Origin of the sequence: Paenibacillus algicola (assembly GCF_005577435.1) — a bacterium.
GTDB lineage: Bacteria > Bacillota > Bacilli > Paenibacillales > Paenibacillaceae > Paenibacillus_AQ > Paenibacillus_AQ algicola.
In genome coordinates this window covers 965,266-985,357 of record NZ_CP040396.1, presented here as the reverse complement: position 1 = coordinate 985,357, position 20,092 = coordinate 965,266, and the positions used below count along the sequence as shown (strand labels likewise).

Sequence of the window (20,092 nt, the reverse complement as noted above, 5' to 3'; positions counted from 1 at the left end):
TCTCACCTTCCTTATAGCACTTGTATTTCAGTGCTTGGGGAGAGTAGCCTGAATAGTTCTTCAACATTGATGCGAGCAGAATCATCCTGGAATGAGCTGTCACGGAATACAACGCGAAGCGGTTGGTCCTTAGTGATTTTCTTGATAAGAGACTCTGATACCTCTACATCAAAACATGCAATCAAGGAATTCCCTGCAACACAATGGATCGTTTTTCCTTCAATTTCCTTGGACTCTATAGGTAGTGAAAGCTCCAAGCCGCACTCCAGCATAACTTGGATTAGCAAGTCCTCGCCAGAGCGTTCTTCCTTGATGTTCAACGCCACATCATCCAGATTCATCTGACCAAGTCTGTCTGGCGTGTAATAGACGTCTTTCATGTTGCTAGAGTCTAATCGATACACACGGAAGCCGTAATCAATGTCTGCCCCAGTTTCGTCTTTGATTTTCTTAGCAGCACGGCGGATGCGTTCTTTGCCAATCTCACAAATATTCGACAAACTCAGGGTTTGTGCTTCAGCTGAGTCATTGATAGCTTCTGGTATCTGTATCATAATAAAATTGCGAGTCGAATTATCTTTTGAGTTTAATTTCAACACAGCCTCCGCTGTTGTAGCAGAACCCGAGAAAAAGTCTAGTATTATATCATGAGAGTCAGTTACTTGTTCTATTAGCTGTTCGACTAGTGATAAAGGTTTTGAATAATTGAAAATTGGAATATCAAAGTGATCTTTAATAACTTTTGTACCCTCAGAGTTCATTCCAACATCTGAAAGTAACGTTGAAACTGGATCAACATCTCTTTTCAACTCACTCATAAATCTTTTTAACATTGGTCGTTTATTAATATCTTTAGGGAACACTACTCTATTCTCAGCAAGTAATTTATTCATCGATTCAGGAATAAAAGCCCATACTCTATTAGGGTTTGCCTTATACGCCTTACCTGTTTCCGGATCTATTAAATCATAAAATTGATTTGGTCTTTGATCCTTTGTCATACCTACAGTTAAATCACCAAGTGTCCAAGGCCCTCTTGGATCATAATCAGGATTCTTATAAGTCGTATAATTCTTTTCTTTTCCTTTAAATACTATCCCACTGTTTTTCCCATATGATAATACATATTCATGATCTGTTGATACTAGGTTAGAAGCTAAAGCCGATGATGCCCTTCTTTTCCATACAAAACAACCGACAAAAGATTCTTTCCCAAAAATCTCATCACATATTTTCTTCATATTGTATAGCTCATTATCATCAATACTTATAAATATAACGCCATCTTCTTTTAATAAACTCCTAGATATCTTTAATCTTGAGTACATCATTGTCAGCCAATCACTATGGAATCGACCATTCGAAGTTGGGTTAGAAATTAATCTGTATCCAGATTCATCTATCTGACCAGAGTTAGCTAAGTACTCATCAGTTGATTCATTAAAATTATCTTTATATACAAAATCATTGCCAGTGTTATAAGGAGGGTCGATATAGATACACTTTACTTTGTTCAAATAAGATTCCTGTAGTAGCTTTAATACTTCCAGGTTGTCACCTTCAATGTAAATATTCTGAGTGCTCTCCCAATCAATACTATCTTCTTTTACCGGTCGTAGAGTCTTATCTATTGGCAAATTTGCTGTCAAAATGGCCTCCTTTTTACCCGGCCAAGTCAATTGATACCGTTCTTTCTCTCCTTCAACGTGAATATCGGACAGTTCTTGCTTCAACAAATCAAAATCAACCGCACGTTTTATTTTTCCGTGTTCATCTCTTGCTTCTGTAATAACGTTGGGAAACAGTTCCGCAATTTTGTCGATATTGACCTGAGTCAGATCGGCTGATTTCATTGTTAGTTTGTTCATGAAAGATTGACCTCCAGTTACTTAGTTGAGAAGTTGATTCAATTCTTTACGTTTACGTTGCAGTTCCATATTCAATTCGACCTTGCGGTTGAACTGCTTCTCTCCGCGAATTTTCGACTCTAACCGCTGGCATTCTAGCGTCAGCTTGTCTATGCTTGCCTGCCGCTCCAGAACGGCTGAAAGTTCCATTTCTGAATTCGAGCTAATAGGCATCAGTTGACGGATGATGTTCTCGTATACGGCCTTTAAATCAAGCCCTTGAATGATGTCCAATTTTAATTTTTCTACAGGTTGCCATTCCGATTCGTGATAGGAACGTACAACGGAGCGGTTATCATTAATCTGATTCCGCTCCTTGTAGGCGATGGCGAGCTTTGCCTGATCTTCGTATATAATGACGTGCAGTATAGGGTAGGAGATCGCCTTGTCGATGCTCCGCAACAGATCAATTGAGTAGGTTCGCTCTTTCAAGTGAACTTCAAACACTTGAACTTCCTCAATCTCTTCTTTTGGCTCCAGTCGAATCGTTTCCTTGGATAGTTTGTACTTCCAGATGATCGATTCAACTTGTTCAGTAAACAGTTCTTTCAGGTGCTGATTCGCCTGGAGCTTCTCATAAAACTTGTTCTTCGGTATTTTGCGATTTACGAGTGTGCTTAATGGCAATTGAAACATCAGTCACCCACCTGCCTTAAGACGACAAAGGTAATGAGTTCAAAATCTTCAAGCCCTTTAACGGAGTCAATTAAAGCTGTTGTGCCTCCAGAACTGAACAAGCTATCCAGGTCGCCTTCTTCCTTCACCTGGACAATGGAACGAATCGCTTCCTCCAGTAGCATGGAATAGGCATCCATCTTCCTGCCGTCTTTGGTCGCTTGATTAAAGCTGCGGCAAGCATCTAGAACGGGTTCTGCTTGTCCTCTACACAAAGCACGTAGGACATCGAGCGTCTTCTTTACATCCATATGATTGGTTATGACTTCGCCATCGTCACTCATGTAGACAAGGTAGAAAGGATGCAGGCGGTTTTGCTTATCCGGGTTTAATTCTTCATTTACATTCCGAAGGACGAATATGACGCCGGGCTTTACTCCTTTGTCTTCATCAGCAGGAACAACGGTATGCAGTCCGCTTAGAACAGTATCGAGTTCACCATTCTCTTTGACATAGTTCACCAAATCCATACGAAAGTCATTAAGACCTAAATCCGTTATGGCTACCCCAGTGTTCATGTCATCCAAATCGACGACTTCTTTCTGTAAGCGATTAAGCTGCTGCTTCCGATATTCCAGATCGCTGGACTGATTAAACAGGACATTGTCATCACCGGTTGCTGTCATATCCATGATCACCATGCGATTCTCAACCCGTTCTTTCAGTTGAATATATTCATCCAGCGTCATGTTAGGCCAGAAGTTTACTAACTGAATGGATTTGTTTTGTGAGCCTATCCGGTCAATTCTTCCAAATCGTTGGATAATCCGTACCGGATTCCAGTGGATATCATAATTAACTAGGAAATCGCAATCCTGTAAATTTTGACCCTCAGATATGCAATCGGAGGCAATTAGTAAGTCGATTTCGCCTTTTACATCAGGCATTGTCAACTTCTTCTCCTTGGATCGCGGAGAAAAGCAGGTAAGCAATGTGCTGATGTCGTTCCTCAGACCAGCGGTGTTCTTATTCTCATCGCTGCCAACAATTTTAGCTGAATCGATATTGTATTTTGTTTTCATGTATACGGATAAATGGTTGTATAGGTATGCCGCTGTATCCGTGAAGGCACTAAAGATGATCACTTTACGATTGCCCGGATTGATTTGCTGCCCGATTTTGTTATCAATGACTTGTTTCAGGACATTCAGTTTCTGATCATGCTCAGGTGTTACTTTCCGCATCTCCTCATGAAGGGAAGATAGAATATTGTAATCGTTCATTAAATCTTCTTTCCATCTGATTACGTCCATATCGGAAAGGTTTATTTTAATCGTATTCCCGATGGTAAAGTCATCATCCAGCCAGTCATCATCATCGAGACTAGCATCTTCAACCTCAGTGTATCCGACTGCATCTGACTTTCCGCTTTGCTGGTAAGCCTCAATTCTCTCTAGTGTCTGGCCAAGCTTCGATATAATCTTGGACAGCGTCAATCGGAAAGATTCAACTGAACTCTCAAGTCGTTTGAGCAGATTAATCCTCATCAAGAGCTGCAAGCTACCTTCCCGATCCAACTGTTTAAAACTTCCGCTTCCACCCTTCAAGCTGGTATCATATAATTCTTCATACTTCCGCAAGCGACTCGGTTGGATATATTTGAACGGAGCATAGATGCCTAAATTAATTTTGGATAACTCCATAAAGATATCATTATACCCGATGACGTCTGTTCTGTCTGTCAGGTCACAAAACTTGGATATAGGTGGTAGTCGCTTAGGGAATTCACCGATTTCTTCCGAATTGTAATACTTCTGAATGTGTTTCCGAGAACGAGCGATAGTCAGGCTATCCAAGAGCTCAAAAAAGTCAAAGTCCAGCATCCCAAGTAATGTCTCGGTTGTACGACCAGCGGCATCCAGCTTAGACCACTGATTAAATGCAGACTGAGCCCTTTTGAAGATATCGTTGATGCCTCGGTCAGTGCCAAGCTTGTTGTTGATTTCTTCAGGATTTCCTTCATACGCCAGAGCAAGCTGGTTACGAAGATCCATGAACTTGTTGTTCACCGGCGTTGCAGACAGCATCAACACTTTCGTTTTAACACCACTTTTAAGCACTTTCCGCATTAGCTTTTGATAGCGCGTCTCTTTGTCTTTCTTTGCTTCGTTATTTCGGAAGTTATGCGATTCGTCGATAACAAGCAAATCGTAGTTGCCCCAGTTTAGTCTATCGAGTGGAATATCATTAGACTTACCTCTCTCACGGGAAATGTCCGTATGATAAAGCACATCGTATCGCAAACGATCGGTGTACAGTATATTATTAGTCACGTTTTGTTTGTACGTGAGCCAGTTATCTGCAAGCTTCTTCGGACACAGCAACAAGACCGACTTGTTGCGAAGCTCGTAATATTTGATAATTCCGAGAGCAGAGAATGTTTTACCGAGACCGACACTGTCTGCAAGAATACAGCCATTATATTTCTCAAGCTTATTAATGGCACCCAAGACAGCATCCTTCTGAAAATGGTAAAGACGTTTCCAGATTTCTGTATCCTTAAATCCTGTTGCTTCGTTTGGTAGTATATCTTCAGTGATATCAGACAAGAATTCATTAAAGATATTGTATAAGATGACATAATAAATAAACTCCGGTGAGTTTTCTTTATAAATAGATGAGATGTGCTCAGCTACTTGATTCGTGACATCTTCAAGCTTACTTTTGTCATTCCATACTTGATCGAATAAATCGAAATACATTTTAGTAAATGGAGCTTCAGTGAACTTGTTGACCATCTTGGACAGCGCATTGCCTTTTTCATAACCAAGATCAACGGTAGTAAACCCTTCAAGCGGCATGTACGTGACATCGTCATCGTTGGTTTGAAAATTCAACATGCCTTGCATCGTACCAGATGTGCGGTTCGACTTAAAGGTAACTTTCTGACGAATCCAGTCGCTGCATTCCTTTGCAATTGCTTTGAGCGTCATTTCGTTTTTAAGTCGAATTTCAAATTCTGTACCATAAAGGCTTCTTTCACGATTCAATTTCGGAATATAGAATTCCCGTTTCTCTTTCTTAATGCTATCTGCTACGAAAGTAGGCGAAGTGAAGATAAATCGCACTTCTTCTAATTGATTAAGCTCTTTCATTAACGATTCATATGCATAGATCGAAAAGCAAGATGCTGCTATCGACAATCGAGATCCTTTTCGAATTGATTGTTTAAGATCATCGCCTAGTAAACGATCAATATTATTTAGAATTTCCATTATTCACCTCTAGTGCCGAGACTAAGTAAAACTAATATTCGACATTTCTTCCTAAAATCCCTTTTGAATTAGTTCTGAATACCCAACTTATTCGCTGATTTATTTAGTAAATTGATATTTACTGTATCGCCTAGTATAAAAGACTAAATTAAGCCTAAGCAGTATGAACTAATTCTCAGCCTAGCATACTTTAATGCCGCAATGATTCCTTTACAAAATCCAAACCCCCAACTGCACAAAATACAACCCTACCTCCTTCACTCTATAGCCAAAAGTCCTCTCCCATTCCGACGCATATGTCTGCACCTGCGGCCGATAGAAGTCTATGAACGACTGCAGGTTCTCTCCTGTTACACTATCCGTCTTGAAATCAAGAATCACCCAGCCATCTTCTTCCTCGAAAAGGAAATCAATGACGCCACGAACATACGTAAGCCCGCTGATCTCATCCGCCCGCTTCCGAATCATCAGCGGAACTTCAAACAAGCGGCGGGAAGCACGTAAGCTCCGCTGCCACAATTCGCTGGCGACCACGCTTTTTACAACCCGAATCGCTTCGCTTATATGCTCGGCAGCCATGCCCTCCTCATCAGCTAAGTAGCACATGGTATCCTCAATTTCCGATTCTGCTAACCCTTTGCCTACGAGTTCAATAGCCCGGTGAACGACGCTCCCGAAGGCCAGTCCTTTGCCTTCTGCGGACCATTCCGGCTTATTCCCGGCAGCTTTCGTCTGGCTGGTCACGGATACAACGGCGTATGTAGGTTCACTCATTGCATCCAGCCTCTGCTTGCGAACTGCCGCCATGTTTTGCAAGTCCGGCCCCTTGGTTAGCTCGGTCTTATGCTCTGGCTTAATTGCTGGCACATGAAGCTCGCGTAGGGAATACAAACCCTCTATGAGAGGTGACCAGGGACATTTCGCTGGTTGATCTGGATATAAGCTGATGATCAGCATCTGCTTCGGACGCGTTGCCGCGACATAGAGCAGACGGTCTTTCTCAGCGTTTGAGAAAGCACGCTCGCGCTCGCTCATCTCACCCCAACGGGCGGGTTGAGCGATTAATTCCTTTTTGAATGTTCCGATCGTCTTGCTTATCGTGAAATAACCAGCGGCGGGTTCTGCAGCACGATCAATATACTGCGCTGCATCATGATCAGACTCTCCGCAGGGGCAGGCCAGGAACACTATCGGTGCTTCAAGCCCTTTGGCCTTATGCAGGTTCATAATACGTACTGCCTGATGGCCGCCCGCATATAGACTGGATGCTTCCATCCCCCGGCCTGAGATCATGTGCTCCATCAACCGGCACCATTCCGTCCAGCTTGAGCTTGCCGCGAGATCACTGCACATCATCTGCATCATTCGAACCAACGTCCCTGCACGAACAGAGCCTGTCGGCAGCGTTGACACGTAGGGCAGAATACCGAGATCATTCACGATTTGATTAAACGCAGCAGCCGCGCTTAACGTGCGGACCCACGCTTTATATCGCTGAAGCTTGGCAAGCACGGCAACCACAGCCTTGGCTTCATCTCCGCAGACGTCCAGCACTGGCAAGTTAAATAATGAGAACCGATGACCTTCTCTCTTGAATGCCCACAACTGCCGGTCGCTTAAGCCGAACAGCATCCCCCGCATCACCGCAAGCAAAGCGGGTTTATCTTCTGAATCCTCCAGGCAGCGCATCAGCTGCAGCAGGGCCAACTGCTCCCCATAGACGGTTGAACTCCCTGAAGTATGAGCCGGTACACCAAATAAGTCTAACTGTTCTGCGTACAGGTGGATGAAATCCTTTGTTTTTGTCAGAATCAGAAAATCACTCGGAACCGCATCCCGGTTCCTTCCATTCCGATCGATAATCTGTAAATTGCCATTCGTGCACGCCCAGGAGATATACTGCGCAATCTGTTCAGCATCGAATTGAGCGACGACCGCTTTACCACCCGGCATTTTAGGATATTGAAGAGTATAGATACCCTGTGGTGCCTTAGGCCCCCCGTTGTCATCATAGACCCGGGTCTCCATCTTCACGAACGCAGCTTGGTACTCCGTCTCCGAAGATGGCAGCTTATCGACAAACTGGCCATTAACGAAGTCCCCAATAGACGGCACAGAGCGAAAATTGGACGAAAGATTTAACACCGCACCGCATTCCTGTATGCGTGCCTTGACTTCGTTATATATCGAAATATCCGCTCTGCGAAAACGATAAATCGACTGCTTCGGATCTCCCACCACGAACAAGGAACCTGGACGGGGAGTTAGCTTCCGCCACTGCTTCGTGAACCTGATATCCTCCGTTTCCCCTGTTAGCAGAAACATCAATTCAGCTTGGATTGGATCGGTATCCTGAAATTCATCCACAAGCAGCCTCTGGTATCGTTCCGCGAAATAGTTTCTCACTTCTTGATTATCCCGCACAAGCTTGGCAGATTGCATAAGTAAGTCCTGGAAATTCAGTTTTCCTGCGGCGTATCGACGCGCTTCATAATAAGCCATTGCAGGCTGCACGAAAGAAATGAGCTTCGGATACATATATTCACGCCATTCCTGAAGGAACGGAAACAGCACATTAATCTGCCATTCGGCAAACAGCGTCTTCATCTCTCGGGCATGTTCTTTGGACGTCCATCTATTCAGCGTTACGCCAAGGCTGCGATCAAACTCCTTAGCGATCTCAAGAACGCGCATATCATCTGTCAAGTCAATATACCTCATCTTCTGACGTGTCTGTCGAACAAGCTTCTGAACCGCGTCCCAGCCATTCTCGGGCTCTACCGATGGAATATAAGGTGCCGCAGCTTCGAGCAGCGGAATCAGGGTATTCCGGATTCGGTCAAAGTCAGGCTGCTCCCGCTCCTCGCAAGGAAGCTCCACATCTGTAAAGAAAGACACTCGATCAAATACATCCCGAAGGGTGTTTACATCCACATGCAGGGACAGCAGCTCTTCGTATTGTAACTGTGCATCTTCATCCAGCTCAGCCATATAATCATCCCAACAACCCGCTCGGAACAGTTTATCTTCTTCCTCGTCCATTTCTTCAAATGAAGGATCCAGTCCTGCTTCAATGGGACGCTCCCGCAGCAGCGATCCACAGAACGAATGTATGGTACCGATAAAGATATGATCCAGATTTTCCAGCGCCTCAGACAATCGCTCGCGAATGACAGAAGCCTCCGACGAATCGCGGTAGGCTTGCTCCAACGCCAGCCGGAAGCGTTCCTTCATTTCATCGGCAGCTTTGTTGGTGAAAGTAATAGCAGCGATCTGACTGACACGAACACCGGACTCGATCAGCGCCAGAAGTCTGCCCACCAAACTGGTCGTTTTCCCCGATCCAGCGCCTGCCTCCACAAGCAGCGTCGTATCTAAGTCTGTTAATATACGATCACGGTCACTTTGATCTTCAGGTGCAGTTAGGACATGCAGTTCAGCCAATGCTCTCCACCTCCAGCAGTGAGTTTAGAATATCCACATTTACAGCTGAACCCCGTTTCTCCACCATCCATTCTGAATGAGATCCACATACGGCCTGGTAGTCACACCATTGACATACCTTCGGTTCCTTGGTCGGAATGTAGACCCCACGATTCCGGGAATCCAGCAGCTTTGCAATGATGGCGGTTAATTCTTCTCTTCGATTCTGCAATCGTATTACGTTCTCGCCTCGCCCGCGCTCAGTTGGGAAATAATATTCCGCCTCTGTAACCTTGGCTTCGGGATCCTTCCCTGTTTCGCGAAGCCACTGCTCTACAGCGATCGAATAGATGGCATGCTGCAGCTGTGTCCCACCGCAGAAGTATTCGGAATCTTTGTACTTCCCTGTACTGCCTGTTTTGTAATCGGTAATTCGGTACTCATGGGGACCGATCCGATCGACTCTATCGACGAAACCTTTCAGCTTAAAGCGAACTCCGCCCGGCAAATGAATCTCCATGGGCTCTCCATCAAGGTTGGTCAATTCCAGCTCGAAAAAGCTCGGCTGACCGGTTCTGCCTGTTTCATGGATATAGAAGATTTCCACATCACAACGAATCTCCTCACACTCCTTAGCGAATACATGTGCACTAGGAGCAGGAACGGACAGCGCATTCTCCCTGATCACGGATTCCATGATTTCAACCAACCGTTCTCTGCTATGTATGGGCCTTTTCGCACCATGATCCGTAACGACCTCTAAATATCTTCTGAACACATCATGCAGCAAGGTGCCTCTTTCGCTTGCTTGCAGCCAGCGGATTTGATCGAATTCTACATTGTCCTTCGGACGAAGCTTCAAAACATAGTGAAAATAATACTGCAGCCCACAGCTCGCATATTTCTCTAACTGACTTACACTAATCGCATCGCGGTGTGGAGGATCATCCGGGTCACTAAAATCTGAAGAAGGTACGATCTCCAACCAACCATCGTAAGCAGACAGCCGCTCATACTGACGGGACGTTTGAGCCTGGTAACCTGCAGCCAGAGCAGGATAGGTTTGAAGCACCGCGTTCCATCCATCTTTGCAGTTATAGTTTGCTCCCTGCAGCAGTCCGCTCCACGCATCGACTTCATCCAACGGGACAGATGACTCCACTGAATGCATGATATCCATGACACTGTAAGGTTCACCTAATGAATGCTCCAATGTGCCAAAATCTATGGACATATCTCCTAATTGCAGCCGCAGAACCTGAAGCATTTCAAAAGCGGGGCTGGTGCTCTTCTGCTCACCGACATCATAAGAAGAATAGCTGAGCCATATGTTGCCTCGTATGTTCGACAGCCGGGACTCCCGCTCGCTTCTGATTTTGCTTACACGTTCCTTGGCAGATTCCAAATGTGTAGACAGCTTCTCACGTTCTTGGTCCAATAGAAGAGGGTCCTGCAACGCGGATATACTCCAAGTTCTCTCATCCATACCCACAATCCAAGTTACATCTCTCCCGCTCCATCCACCATTTTGCAAGGAACTGATATGAATGACACCCTGTTTCGGTACCGCCGCCGAACGGATAGTAATTCCAGTTAACATTTCTTTCACATACTGGACAGCTATGTCCATCGGCATAGGTTCAGAAGGACTTAAGGAGTAACGTCTAGTCATCTCAGTCAGCATGGTTCCTACGTCTGCATCATCCACTGATCGTGCTGGCACATATCTTTGAACAAAATCCGATACCCATCCTAACAGAAAAACCGGATCCCATTCATTTCCTTCAGGCAGCCGATCAAACCAATTTTTCATATGGCTGTATAAAACAGCACCCTGCTCCCGATCTTGCTCGCTAAGCCTTTCTGGACGAAGAACAGCAAGATACCTTTCTCTGCTCCAGCCAATCGCGGACTTTTCTAATAAACGGACCCAATCGGCCCGAGACCATCGTTCCTCTGGAAACGAGATATATCCGTGCCGCAGCATGTCTGTAAGCCTATGAACAGGAAAGCCTTCTGCAATCCAGTCCACGATACCTGCAGCCGCTTTTCCAGCAGCACAGTATACTAGCGGCAGCCCGTTAGAGAATGTACATGCAATGCCCAGTCCTTCGGCATGGGAGTGAATGATAGGTGCATACTGCTCATAATCAGATAAGATAATTTCCATGCGATCCAGAGGCGCCTGCTCTGATAGTATCCTGCGAAATCCCTCTTTGACTTCCGCTAGACTTCCGGCTGCGCGGAACATCTTAAATCCATTGTTCGAGAAATCTTGATTTATGTAAAAAGGATCCTCCGCATCCAAAATACAGAGCTGACCGGCCGATAGCTTATGTATCATAATCTGCTCCACCTGTGTCCATCCACTTGGTGCAATCGTCAAGTAGAGCTTATCGCCCGTTCCTGGTTTCAGATATGGAGCTAATCCGGCAAAATCAGTCCTGGCATGTTCCAGCAGATACACTTCGTATGCTGCGAGTAGTCTCTTGAGATATTCACCTTTACGCTGACTTGTGAAGTGCTCTACCCATACTTCGTCTGAATCAATACCGGCGAGCCGCATATCGGTAATGGCACAACTCACCTGTTTTACAATACCAGGTTTCAGCAAGGATTCTGTTATATAACCTTCCGGATTCTTCTCAGCTAACTGCTTCATCAGCTGACGGACAACCCAAACCACCTGATCCTCATCAAGGAGAGTCACTTTTCTGCGAAACAGCTCTGACTTGGCATTTGCCGTCACTACTCCCCAAGGAGTCTGTACTTCTATGTTAAAAATAGCCCCGTAGCGCTTACATATCTGTTCGAGAAGTTGATGTCCTTGTGCATAGGATTGGGCCAGCAGCACTTTCGGAGACCATGGGGTCTCATTGATTTTGTGATATAATCGATCGATCAGATCCATGTTCAAGCCTCCTTCTCTCTTTATTCTACAACCTTCCCTGGGCAGCAGTATGTCAGCGAATGTATGTTCCGGAAAGCGTAACACCCCGCTTTGATTCAAGCGAGGCAAAGCGCACAAAAAAACACCCCTCCAGCACACTGGGGGGATGTTCTCCTTGTATCAATAAATGTCACCGCGATTATCGATCGCCAAAATATATATGACTTGTTCTTGATGATTAATTTCGAACAATATTCGATAACTTCCTACACGCAGTCGAAACCGTTTATCATAGCCTTTCATCGGCCTAATATCACCAACTGGCGGCCGAACAGTTAACCCGAGCAGCGATTTTCGAATACGTTCCTGAACAGCTCTTTCTTGTTTGGCTACAAACTTAATAGCATCACGATTTAATGTCAGTTGGTAAGTTAAGCTCATCCATGGCATCCTCCCATGACACAAATCCAGCCTCACTGTTCAGTTGGCGCTCTTCTTCTTGACTCAATGATGCAGCATCCGGCTCCAATCCCGCAAGATCATCCCAGTCAAGCTGATTCTGCTTCTCGGCAAGATATTGCATAAAATCAAAAGCTGACTGTTGTGACGATTCGGTCAATTGCTCAAACATTTGCAATATCTTATCTTTATCAACTGCCATTTATAACACCTCCGATATGGAGTGGTTTTAATGCGTTCATTATACCACATGGTCAGGAAAATACTAAGCACTTGCTGCAGCCTTTGTGACCAAGGTATACATCCCGCTATTTTCGCTTCATCCGGCGATACTTCTCTTGGTGAAGCTCCTTACGCTTCCTGCTGGAATACTCGAAATTGTCCAGCTGACTGTACAGCTTCGCCGATTCCTCGGCCATAGCGGGGCTGTTTAAAGCGACGGACATTTGAAGCATCTGATCGGCCTGGGTTTTCAGTAGCTTATGGCCATGGTGCATATCGCCTTGGTCGAAGGCCTCCATCGCTTCTTCGATGGCCTTTGCGGATTTAGTCAGCTCCACATTCTTAATGACCTCAAGGTTGCCGGGCTCATTCAGCAGGTTGATGTCCGACGTAAAGGCAGCTTCTATATCTATACTGGTACTGCAGGCTGCAGCATTCTCCGTAACGTCTGCATACTCCCAATCTAACTGGAGTACCTTATGCGTACCCTGTGTATGAGGGTGAAAAGCCAATTCTACAAGTACGGACTTCACTTCATCCTGGTAAATGTCACCGGCGTAGATAACAGAATTTCCCTCTTGGTCATACACCGGATACCCGTAAATTCCGGTTATCACGGTTCCATCCGATGGTATCAGCCTAAGCTTCATATTCTGGGCAACTACAGAAAGCAGGCCCTGCAGTTCCTGTTGGAAAATCGAAGGAATATCATCTGCCTTGTCAATATAATAGAAGTTACCGCCACCATGTTCCGCAATGCCTTCCATCAGTTCCTCATCAAAACCATCTCCAACGCCCATACTGCTAATCCCTATACCCGAAGTGCGGAATTCCTTTGCTATAGCGAACAGCTTCTCCCGATCGATAATTCCTTCGTTGGCATGGCCATCAGACAGGAGGACCACACGATTCACCATGCCCTCGGCCTTATTTTTCCGTACATGCTGTGCCCCTTCGATTAAACCCCCGCTAAGATTCGTTGTTCCGCCAGCTTCTATGGTATCGATGTGCTGTTTGATCAGGTCCTTATGAGTCACCTTAGCAGGCATGATAACCGTTCTGACCTGATCATCAAATGCGACAAGACTGAGTAAATCATCGCTATTCATCTGATCGGCCACAAATCTGCATGCCCTTTTGCTGTACATGAGAGGATTTCCAGACATAGACCCGCTGCGGTCTAGTACCAGAGAAAGATTGATCGGGGCGCGGTCTTTGATCCCGTCCTTTTTACCACCACCACGAGCTTCGATAAGGAGATATACTTTTTCTGTTCCCGCTGCCGGGAAATATGGCTTGCTCCATGCGTGATCAAACAATACAGGCCGATTCATCCTGCATCCCCTTTCTTCTAGTGGACTTTTGCTGCAGCTGCTCTGCAATAACGTCTTAGCCCATCTTAAAGCTTCTCTTGGGCACCTATTTGTCAGCGAATAAACGTTCCCATAAAGAAGCCCCGCTTCATCTTTGAAGCGAGGCTGCGTACGACTCCATTGGGAGCAATTTCTACTGATACATCGCGATCCATTGTGACAACTGCTGTTTTAACGATTCTCGTACGGCTTTAGGCTCCAAAATTTCCGCCGCGGGTCCATACTGAAGGATCCATCTGAGGAATTCTTTTTCATTATTCACCGTCACTTCAAAAATAAGGCTTCCGTCCTTCTGATCCTTCATTCGCGGATGTACGAAGAGTTCTTCTTCCTTTATATAACGGGCAACTTCTTCATTGAACCGGACTTTGAAGGTGGCATTCTTCTCGCCCCGATCAATGGACCACGTATTCTTCAAATATTTCTTGATATTGAAATCGCCTTTATCAAACTGCTGCCCTGTAAGTTCAATCTGCTGGAAACGGCTGATCCGAAAGGTTCGGATATCCTGCTTCAGATGGCAATAACCAATTAAATAGAACCGTTTATCTCGCGGAATTAGATAGTATGGATCGATTTTACGTTCCGTCGTTTCATCGCGGTATTGAGTATGGTAGACCACATCCATCGTCTTTTGCTCCAAAATGGCATGTATGATGGGCTGCAAAAAATTCGGGCTTTCCTTACGGTATGCGGGTGTTCCCATTTGAATGACGCCGACGATATCCTCAATAATATTATTTTGGCGCGATTTTTCTTTAAGATGGGTACCCATCACCTTGTCGTATGCTGTATCAAAACCTGGCGGCAGCTTGTCTTTGTCCAGTACGGATGGCAGCAGCGAAAATGCAAGAGCCTCCTGCTCGGAGAAATTAAGAGGGTACAAAAAAAACTTGCCCATGAACCGATACCCAGTGCCTCTGCCCTCTCTCGAAACCGGAGCAATAAGTTCAAGAATATCCATATCCCTGTAAATTGTCCGGATGTTCACATCGCATTTGAAAGCAAGATCTTTTGCCGAAATTCCGGGGTTCGCTTGAATGGCATTAATAATATTAAATATTCAAATCACTTTATCTATCATGACCGGTCCTCGTTTTCCATGGTTAGTTACCATCAGTTTGAGATCTATGGGGGAATATTAATTGTAATTCTGCCTTCCTAACGACACTAATCTGCCAGCAAACACATGTTTGTACTTAAATCCCCTTCAAAATCTCTTCCTCGATATTCAGCTTTCGGCTTGAAACGATTACAGAAGAGGCCATATCCTGCTTGTCTGTCAACAGCTGATGAACAATTTCTTCTACCGTACCATTTCGTGTCAGTCCTTTAGGATCAGTCACGATCGGATAATAAACGTAAACCGGCTTATCCTGTCCGATGCGGTAAGCTCGGTCTGTCGCCTGGTTCTCGACGGCAGGATTCCACCACCGCGTATAATGAATGACGTGATTGGCCGAAGTGATCGTTAGACCCGTTCCCGCAGCTTTTGGCGATAGAATCATGACATCAAATCCATCCCCACTGTTGAATTTGTCCACCTGTTCCTGCCTGCGGTCGGTCATCCCGTTAATGATCATCGGATTAATGTCAAAACAATCACGTATAGTCGAGCGAAGAATCTCCTGCATCTTAATGTACTCCGTAAATATAAGTACCTTCTCACCTTTTTCTTTCACCTTACGAATAATATTTATCGTTTCCTGAAGTTTTGGAACCAGCTCGTAGGATAGGTTTATATATTGATCAGCCACTAATCCGGGATGCGAGCTAAGTGCCTTTAACTTCTGTATAGCCTGCAGTCCATCCATAGCCTTATTGCGGACCAAGGTAAGAACCTCTGCATAAAGTTTAGATTGTTCAGTGCCCAGCGGAACTTCTGAAATGATCGACTGTTTTGGTGGAAGTTGGTCACCGAGCTCTTCGGATTTGGTACGGCGTTTATATACCATAGATATACGAGCCAGCAGCTTCTTTTCCGCTTCCGAGTCCGTCGTACCTTCATCCATCCTGCTGACATACTCTGCCTTGAATTGACTTAAGCTGCCTAGCAGACCAGGCTGGACATAATCCATAATGGACCACAGCTCACTCAATCCATTCTCTACAGGTGTACCTGTCATAGCCAGCCTAAATTTAGATTTCATAGCCTTAAGTACCTTGGAGGCAGCGGTGGACGGATTCTTAATCGCCTGCGCTTCATCGCAGATGACAGCCTGCCAGTCTACCTGTCCAAATATGAGCTGGTCTTTTGCCAGTGTATGATAAGTGGTCACGGTGATTCCGATGCGCTTCAAATCCTCGGCATCCTTCAATCGGTGCGCTCCACGATGAATATATAAAGATTGCAGCAGCGAGGGAGCAAACTTTCTTACTTCCTTCTCCCAGTTATCCATCAGCGTCTTGGGTACAACCACTAACGTAGGTGTTAGATAGCCAATGTCCTGCAGATAAGATAAGAAGGAAATAACCTGAATTGTCTTGCCCAGTCCCATATCATCCGCAAGCAGCCCCCCGAGTTTTCGATAGTGCAGCGACTTCATCCACACAAATCCATCCATTTGAAATGGTTTGAGGGTAGCCACAAATGAAGACGGTGGCTGCTTTGTAAAGATTCCAAGATCCTGGATTTCCTGCTGTGCCCTTAGGATGGGCTGATTGAACTCCAACTGACTGATATTGTCGTAGATTTCTAACACATAGGGTAGCTTCGTAATATCGACGAGATTCCCCCCACCCATGAATTCTTTCTTAGCTGTCTCCGAATGATCTACAAATTGTTCAGCATCCTTGGGCAATCTCAGCCAGCTGCCGTTCCATTCAATAAACTCTTCGCCATTCTCCTGTGCTTGTGTGATTAAGCTTTGCATTTCAGAAGCTTCCCAGGTCTGATAAACCTCCCCATCCTCATCCTGAGCCGCAAATCCAAAATCCAGTTCAAACCAGCCTCTCTCCTGTTCTGTTGCGTGAACATAAGGCTGTGCACGATATACACGGATCCCCAGTGATTTTACCCGTTCGCCAAAATGTGATACATCCAAACCATCGATATCCGGGAGAAATGCTTCCGGGTTTTCGACAAACTTTGGAATATCTGATCCGGTAACAGGGGGAAGCTCTTGAATACGGTTTGCTTCTTCTACAATAGAGGGTTTAACAAACACTTTTCGGTTGTTCTCGTCCACCGCATATCTACTCGACGCAGCACTCATATTGCTTAAAATCTCTGAAGATATATCATCCGTAGACCCATATCGAGGATGTAATGTAATAGCGGACTGATCGTAATTGAGGTCGATCTCCAACTGATCCACAAACAGATATTCCTGATGACGCAGATAATCATCCATCGGATAGCCGAGACGCATTGCTGCATTTCGCACCTGAGCAACATAGGTGAATATTTTTTCCCGGTCCATGGCATTAGGAGCTTCATCTATGAGCTGCTGGAATTGATACTGTTCTTCATTCATTAGCAGTACTTGTTGGTTAGGCATTACGATCCACGGCCCCAAACATTTGGACGACCTCTCAAGATGCTCCCACGTCTTGTAATTCTTCTCAAGCACAAACTTAAAATGCGGGGATCCCACTGCACTTTCGTGACCTAGTCTCAATTTAAGTTCGGTAGGCTCAGGTATTCCCAGCCGTTCCTTAAGCTCTTGTGGAATTTCATGAAATCGATCCATAGTCAGGACAAACCCTGATGATTCCGACTCTAAATAACCTTCAAACCATAAATCCTCAAGCGTTTCCAGCAGCTCAGCATTACCTAATTGTCTTAATTCAGAGATTCGAAGATTAAGCGGAAACTGCAGTAATTGAGCATCTCGTAAAACTTTGTATTCTAGCCCCTGCGGAACAAGAACCTTATCTACCTTTATCTCGGTAGGTGTTGAAGAAGCAAGTTTACGTCGTTTATGAATGAAATCAAATACACCTGCCATATTTTCTGCCCCTCCTTAAAATACTCCATCCAAGTAATATCTCATGTGCTCATCAAATTTGTCTGTCCAGTATCTTCCATGATGACCCAGCTTGTTGATGAAGAGAGGGTGACCCTTTTTTATCGGCTCGGGTACCTTCAACATGTATTCTTTCTTTGTTCGACTACGGCTGTTTCTAAAGGTATGAGACGTACTGATTGGCTGAATGATGTTGTCGAATCCTTCACGATGGTAAAAGTAAGCAGCCCCGATATTTCCATATTCAACAACCACGAATTGGTCAAAATAAATAAATGCAATCATCGGATCCTGAATCAATTCAACATCCCGCATATGGTCAATAAATCTTTTCCAATAATTCAGGCGTTTATTATCCTGATCATCCTTAAAGATAATTTGCAGTTTCCTTTGGATTAGCCACCGTTTGACTTCTCCAACTGCCTGATCATTTAAGAAATGCCAGTCCGTTAACCGTTCTCTGGGATCTCTAAGCCGATCAATTGCTTGCTGGGTTAGAACTGCATGGAAGTGATCATATGACCGTGCTTCAAAATAAATCTTGATGAGCTGTTTATATTCATCCATGGGGTAAGTATCGAGTAATCTTGCAATAAACTCAGTTCCATCACGATTAATGATGAAATCTGTGCTTAAACCTTGCTCTAGCACTCTCTTCATAAGAGACATTTCAAGCTTTGAATTTTCCTCCACTTTTAATTTTTCAAATACATCCTTAATCCCCATATCTAACGACAACAGCATAGAAGTCATCCCTTGTACCATACCATCAATATGAAAGATAGCTTGTTCTAAATTTCGCTGTAAACGTACCTCTAGAAGTAAGAAACCGAACTGATCAACTTGAAAGATCCGTCGAAGCAAATCTTGCAGCATATTATCTGAAATAAGATGTTGATACATATTCCAAGCCGTCTTACCCACCTCGTTCGAGTAGCGGGCTGTAAGAATTTGATTGATTTTAAATACCGTTTCCGGATTTTCATCCGGGAACGGGTAATCCTCATAAATTAAAAGTAAGACTTCCATCTTTTTCAGTTTTTTTGCCAAACCTTCGATCTGATCCATAGGTGTAGAGCGGATCAACTCCAGCAGGTTAGGAAGCAGCATCTTCCCACGCCGTTTTATAATATCAGCTGCCTTGTTCTCAAATTTTCGTTCGACTCTATGTCTTTCTTCCGTCAACAGTTGAGGTTCAAATGAAAACATGTAAAAGTACTTGTTAATTTCCATCTCGTTCCCCCAGCTTCTGCAGTTGATCAAGCAGCTGATCATCTCTAAGCCGAAATTTAAACTCAACTCTCCGCGATTTGTCAGCGTCAATAGTCCCGTCTTTTTTCAGAATCGGAATACTAAATGATCTACCGTTAGCCGTGATGACAGACTTTAACTGATTCCGGTATTTAAATTCCGGGAAGGAGGGCTGAAATATTTGTTGGACAACGGAAAGAGCACGGTCCTGAGACAATTGCAGGTTGTATAGATAGCCTCCTGTCGTATCTGTATGGCCTTCTACAATGATTTGTGAGACCTCATCCTTAAAGCGATCGGAGAGCAGAATATTAATATATTGGGGTATGAATTTCTCAAGATAATCCGTCCCTTTCACTGAAACCATACTGCTGTTCAAGTCAAAGAACACGCCTCCTGAGAAACGAATCGCACCGGTTTGAGGATCAACCTCCATGGCAAGATCAGAGTCTTCAAAAGCTCTAATGAGTTCCTGAATGATCTCGGATTTCACTCCGATCACATCTTCGATCATTTGATTTTTTTCGTTTATAGCCGCTTCTTTTTCTTCGTAGGCCGACTGGGTATTAAATATAGTAATCATCAGCACCAACGCAAATATAACAAGTAACGCGGACATCAGGTCGGTATATGATACCCAGAAGCTCTCTTTCTCCGCCTCATGAGACCGAGGCATATGCCGTTCATTTCTAGCTCCTTTTGCCAACTA

At 44.6% G+C, this 20,092-nt stretch carries 12 protein-coding genes; all 12 read right to left on the bottom strand.

Annotation, left to right across the window (positions count from 1 at the left end; translation table 11 throughout):
• Positions 1-11: 11 nt before the first annotated feature.
• Positions 12-1,868: a site-specific DNA-methyltransferase gene (locus tag E6C60_RS04275; protein ID WP_138224697.1), complete on the bottom strand. Its 1,857-nt coding sequence runs from the start codon at positions 1,866-1,868 to the stop codon at positions 12-14.
• A 21-nt stretch (positions 1,869-1,889) separates the two neighbouring features.
• Positions 1,890-2,543 (bottom strand): DUF4391 domain-containing protein, encoded by a 654-nt coding sequence (locus E6C60_RS04270; protein ID WP_138224696.1) that lies wholly within the window; start codon positions 2,541-2,543, stop codon positions 1,890-1,892.
• Positions 2,543-5,677, bottom strand: coding sequence for a helicase-related protein (locus E6C60_RS04265; protein ID WP_233281133.1), 3,135 nt, complete (start codon positions 5,675-5,677; stop codon positions 2,543-2,545). The genes E6C60_RS04270 and E6C60_RS04265 overlap by 1 nt, the downstream gene beginning before the upstream one ends.
• Positions 5,678-6,007: 330 nt before the next feature.
• The gene (locus E6C60_RS04260; RefSeq protein ID WP_138224694.1) at positions 6,008-9,241 is read right to left on the bottom strand and encodes a UvrD-helicase domain-containing protein; all 3,234 of its coding nucleotides are present in this window, start codon (positions 9,239-9,241) and stop codon (positions 6,008-6,010) included.
• Entirely contained in the window at positions 9,234-12,131 is a 2,898-nt protein-coding gene (locus E6C60_RS04255; RefSeq protein WP_138224693.1) for a PD-(D/E)XK nuclease family protein, read from the bottom strand. The genes E6C60_RS04260 and E6C60_RS04255 overlap by 8 nt, the downstream gene beginning before the upstream one ends.
• 159 nt (positions 12,132-12,290) lie before the next feature.
• Positions 12,291-12,551, bottom strand: a complete 261-nt coding sequence (locus E6C60_RS04250; protein WP_138224692.1) for a type II toxin-antitoxin system RelE family toxin — start codon at positions 12,549-12,551, stop codon at positions 12,291-12,293.
• Positions 12,517-12,771: a hypothetical protein gene (locus tag E6C60_RS04245; RefSeq protein WP_138224691.1), complete on the bottom strand. Its 255-nt coding sequence runs from the start codon at positions 12,769-12,771 to the stop codon at positions 12,517-12,519. The genes E6C60_RS04250 and E6C60_RS04245 overlap by 35 nt, the downstream gene beginning before the upstream one ends.
• Positions 12,772-12,877: 106 nt before the next feature.
• A complete protein-coding gene (locus E6C60_RS04235; RefSeq protein WP_138224689.1) occupies positions 12,878-14,125 on the bottom strand; it encodes a vWA domain-containing protein in 1,248 nt (415 codons plus the stop codon).
• Positions 14,126-14,297: 172 nt separating this feature from the next.
• Positions 14,298-15,065: a helix-turn-helix transcriptional regulator gene (locus E6C60_RS04230; protein ID WP_325053180.1), complete on the bottom strand. Its 768-nt coding sequence runs from the start codon at positions 15,063-15,065 to the stop codon at positions 14,298-14,300.
• A 298-nt stretch (positions 15,066-15,363) separates the two neighbouring features.
• Complete coding sequence (locus E6C60_RS04225) at positions 15,364-18,114, bottom strand: DEAD/DEAH box helicase (protein WP_138224688.1); 2,751 nt, start codon at positions 18,112-18,114, stop codon at positions 15,364-15,366.
• Positions 18,115-18,129: 15 nt separating this feature from the next.
• Positions 18,130-19,365, bottom strand: coding sequence for an EH signature domain-containing protein (locus tag E6C60_RS04220; RefSeq protein ID WP_175415187.1), 1,236 nt, complete (start codon positions 19,363-19,365; stop codon positions 18,130-18,132).
• Positions 19,355-20,059, bottom strand: a complete 705-nt coding sequence (locus E6C60_RS04215; RefSeq protein ID WP_138227620.1) for an OmpA/MotB family protein — start codon at positions 20,057-20,059, stop codon at positions 19,355-19,357. Before E6C60_RS04215 ends, E6C60_RS04220 begins: the two co-directional genes overlap by 11 nt.
• Between the last annotated feature and the right edge of the window lie 33 nt (positions 20,060-20,092).